This is a genomic window from Streptomyces chilikensis, assembly GCF_001642695.1.
Taxonomy (GTDB): domain Bacteria; phylum Actinomycetota; class Actinomycetes; order Streptomycetales; family Streptomycetaceae; genus Streptomyces; species Streptomyces chilikensis.
Genome location: NZ_LWCC02000110.1, coordinates 1 through 3,312 on the forward strand (window position 1 = coordinate 1; position 3,312 = coordinate 3,312).

The 3,312-nt window shown below is 80.1% G+C and carries 3 protein-coding genes; all 3 read left to right on the forward strand.

Features of this window, described 5'->3' with window-relative positions:
- On the forward strand, positions 1-515 hold a 515-nt coding region (locus A2U95_RS24830; protein WP_476756111.1), incomplete at its 5' end, for an SCO6045 C-terminal-like domain-containing protein.
- A gap of 78 nt (positions 516-593) precedes the next feature.
- Positions 594-1,364 carry a TIGR04222 domain-containing membrane protein gene (locus A2U95_RS24835; protein ID WP_166026963.1) on the forward strand — a complete coding sequence of 257 codons (771 nt, stop codon included), beginning with the start codon at positions 594-596 and terminating at the stop codon, positions 1,362-1,364.
- Positions 1,365-1,444: 80 nt separating this feature from the next.
- Positions 1,445-3,148, forward strand: a complete 1,704-nt coding sequence (locus A2U95_RS24840) for an alpha/beta hydrolase (protein WP_166026965.1) — start codon at positions 1,445-1,447, stop codon at positions 3,146-3,148.
- Positions 3,149-3,312: the final 164 nt, after the last annotated feature.

Below are 3,312 nucleotides of genomic sequence, written 5' to 3' on the forward strand. Positions count from 1 at the left end.
CGGGCACCGCCACGGCCACCGCCCCGACCGGGACCGCCGCCACGGCCGCCGGACCCGTCGCCGCCGGCGGCCGGCCCGAGGCGGTACCGCCCGCGTCCGGCCGGTCCCGGCAGCGCGTCGCCGTCGCCCAGGCGTCGCTGCTCTCCGCCCTGGTCGCCGACGGCCCCGTGCCGGAGGGCTTCGACCGGACGCGGGTGGGCGTGCAGGCCCGGGCCCTGGCCGCCAAGCGGGCGGGGATCGTCGCCAGGGTCGCGCCCGAACTGCCCCGCATCCTGGGCGACTCCTACCGGCCGCTGTTCCTCGGGTACGCCCTCGGCCGTCCGCCGGGCGGCGGTCACCGCAAGGACGCGCTGGACTTCGCGGAGCACCTGCTGCTCTCCGGCCGCCCGGAGAACGCCCGTCGCCGCAACCGGCTGCGCGCCTGGTGGCTGGAGCGTTCCGGTCCCGCGCCGCTGCCGGGCTCTCCCGCGGCGCGTGTCGCGCGCGCCACGCGCCGGGTGCTGCTGGGCGGTTGAGGCCCGCGGACGGCGAGGCGTGTCCGCATGGTGGGCGACCCATGGTGCGACGCCCTGCCGGTGACATAAAAACACCGCATGCTCTGGGTCTTTCTCCTGCTGGCCGCCGGGGTCCTCGTGGGAGTGGCCTGCTTCCGCCTGTGCCGTGCGGCCGTCGCCGCGGCGGCCGCCGAACGGCGCGACACCGGCCGGAACTCGCTGACGCTGTACGAGACGGCGTTCCTGGCGGGCGGTCCGGTGCGGGTGGCCGACCTGACCCTGGTGGCGATGGCCCGGGACCGCCGGCTGCTGCTGGCCCGTACCGGCTGGGCGACGGTGGTCGATCCGCGGGGGCGGGACGAGGTGGAGGACTCGGTGATCGCCGCGATAGGTCCCGGGGGCACGCGGCGGATGGCGCCGGTCCGCACGGCGGCCGCCGCGGCCGAGGCGGTGCGCTCGCTGGCGGACCGCCTGGTGGCGGCGGGACTGGCCGTGCCCGAACGGGCCGGCACGGTCGCGGACGGGGTGCGCGGGGTGCGGTCGGCCGCCGTGGCGGTGGCCGGGCTGGGCGCGGTGGCGGTGGTGCTGCCGGGCGAGGAGGGCGGACCGACGGCCGCGCTGACGGCGGCCTGGTTCGCCGCGCCGCTGGCGCTGGCGCTGGGCTGCCTGCTGATCGCCCGGATGGAGGCGCACCCGTACGCCCGGCGCGCCTCGCCCGCGGGTCACCGGCTGATGGTCTCGCTGGGACGGCGCCTGGACGAGCAGGACGAGGCCACGCGCCATCTGGCGGCGGTCGCGCTGCACGGTGTGCGGGCGGTGCGGGACCCCGGGCTGCGGGCCGCCTTCGCGGCGGTCGCGGACGAGGAGTAGGACACGGCGCGGCGCGCTTGCCCCGGCGGACGGCCGGGCGAAACATCCTCCGGGGGAACCCCTCGTCCGAAGGACTCCGCATGCGCCCTCTCGTCCTGCCGTCCGCCGTCGCGGCGGCGCTGACCTCCCTGGCGGCCGCCGCCGCTCCGGCCGCGCCGCCGCCCGCCGGGGCGGTTCCCGTCCCCCGGGCCGTCGCGGAGGAACGCGGGGTCGCCGGGGCCGCCGCGCGGGCCGCGCGGGAGGGCGTCCGCTGGGGCCGGTGCACCGGGCCGGACGCCATGCCCGGCACGGCACGGTGCGGCACCGTCACCGTGCCGCTGGACTACGCCCGGCCCGACGGCCCCACCGTCCGCCTCACCGTCAGCCGCTCCCCGGCGACCGGCGGAACCGGCACCGCGACGGACACGGGCGGCACGGCGGTCGGCACCGGCACCGCGGCGGACACGGGCGGCACCGGTGGCGGGGGCGGCGCGACCGGAACCGTTCCCCGGCAGGGCGCGCTGGTGTTCGGAGCCGGCGGCCCCGGCGCCTCCGGCACGGCCTTCCCCGCCGTCGCCCTGCTCCCCGAGTGGAAGCCGCTGGCCGCGGCCTACGACCTGGTCGGCTACGCCCCGCGCGGCGTGGGCCGCTCCGGCCCGCTGTACTGCGCCGGCCCCGCGGACCGCCCGGCAGGCCCCCGCCGGGCGCCCACCCGCCCCTCCGAGGCCTTCAAGCGCGAACGCCGCGCCGAGGCCGAGCGGTACGCGCGGGACTGCGCCCGCCGCGGCGGATCCGCCCTGCGCCACCACACCTCGCTGAACAACGCCCGCGACCTGGAGGTGATCCGCGCCGCGCTGGGCGAGCCGCGGCTGACCTACCTGGGCGTGTCGTACGGCGCCTACCTCGGCGCGCTCCACGCCGACCTGTTCCCCCACCGCGTACGGCGGATGGTCCTGGACTCCCCGGCGAACCCGGACCCGGCGGGCGTCTGGTACCGCGACGGCCTCGACCGGTCCGCGGCCGCCGAGACCCGCTGGGCCGACTTCCGCGCCTGGGTGGCCCGGCACGACGACGTCCACCGGCTCGGCGGCGACGCCCGGGCGGTGGCCCGCGGTTACGAGCGGGCGGCGGCGCGGCTGGCCGGGAGGCCGGCCGGCGGGACCGTCGGACCGGGGCAGCTGCGCGCGGCGATGCTCACCGCGGTCCGCTTCGACGACGTGTGGCCGCACCGCGCCCGGGCCCTCGCCGACCACCTCCGCGGCGACGACCGGCAGTTGCTGGCCCAGGCGGGCCCTCCCCCGGACGCCGGGGAGCGGGCCGCCCTGGCGGCCGCGGAGGAGAACGCGAGGGCGGTGTACACGGCGGTGCGGTGCAACGACGCCCCGTGGCCGACCGACTGGGAGGTCTGGGACGCCGACGCCACCCGGCTGGCCCGCACCGCGCCGTTCGGGACCTGGGACGGCGTGTGGGCCCACCTGCCCTGCGCCTACTGGAAGGGGCCGCGGCAGGAGCCCAGGGACGTGCGCACGGCACGGGGCGAGCTGCCGCCGGTGCTGATCCTGGCGGCGGAGCGGGACGCGGCGGCCCCGTACCGGGGGGCGCTGGAGCTGCGGAAGCGGCTCGCCGGGGCGGCGCTGGTCACCGAGCGGAACGCCGGCTCGCACGGCCTGGCGGGCGGCCGCAACACCTGCGTCCGCGCTCACCTGCGGGACTACCTGCTGCACGGGCGGCTCCCCGCGGGCGGCGAGGCCGCGTGCGCGCCGCACCCCGAGCCCGTGCCCCGCCGGGCGGCCGGAGACGGGTGACCGGAGACGGGTGACCCGCGGCAGGCGGCAGGCGGCCGGCGGCCGGGGACGGGCGAAGGGCGCCTGCGGTCCACCGACCGCCGGCGCCCCAGGGCCCGTCCGCTGCGCGGGGCTGCCCTACGCGAGGCCCTCCACCAGCTCGGCCACGCTCTTGCGGCGGCCGG

What these genes read in the sequence shown, in the direction of transcription:
- A2U95_RS24835 (WP_166026963.1), top strand. Translation starts at nt 594, where the DNA reads ATGCTCTGGGTCTTTCTCCTGCTGGCCGCCGGGGTCCTCGTGGGAGTG.
- A2U95_RS24840 (WP_166026965.1), top strand. Translation starts at nt 1,445, where the DNA reads ATGCGCCCTCTCGTCCTGCCGTCCGCCGTCGCGGCGGCGCTGACCTCC.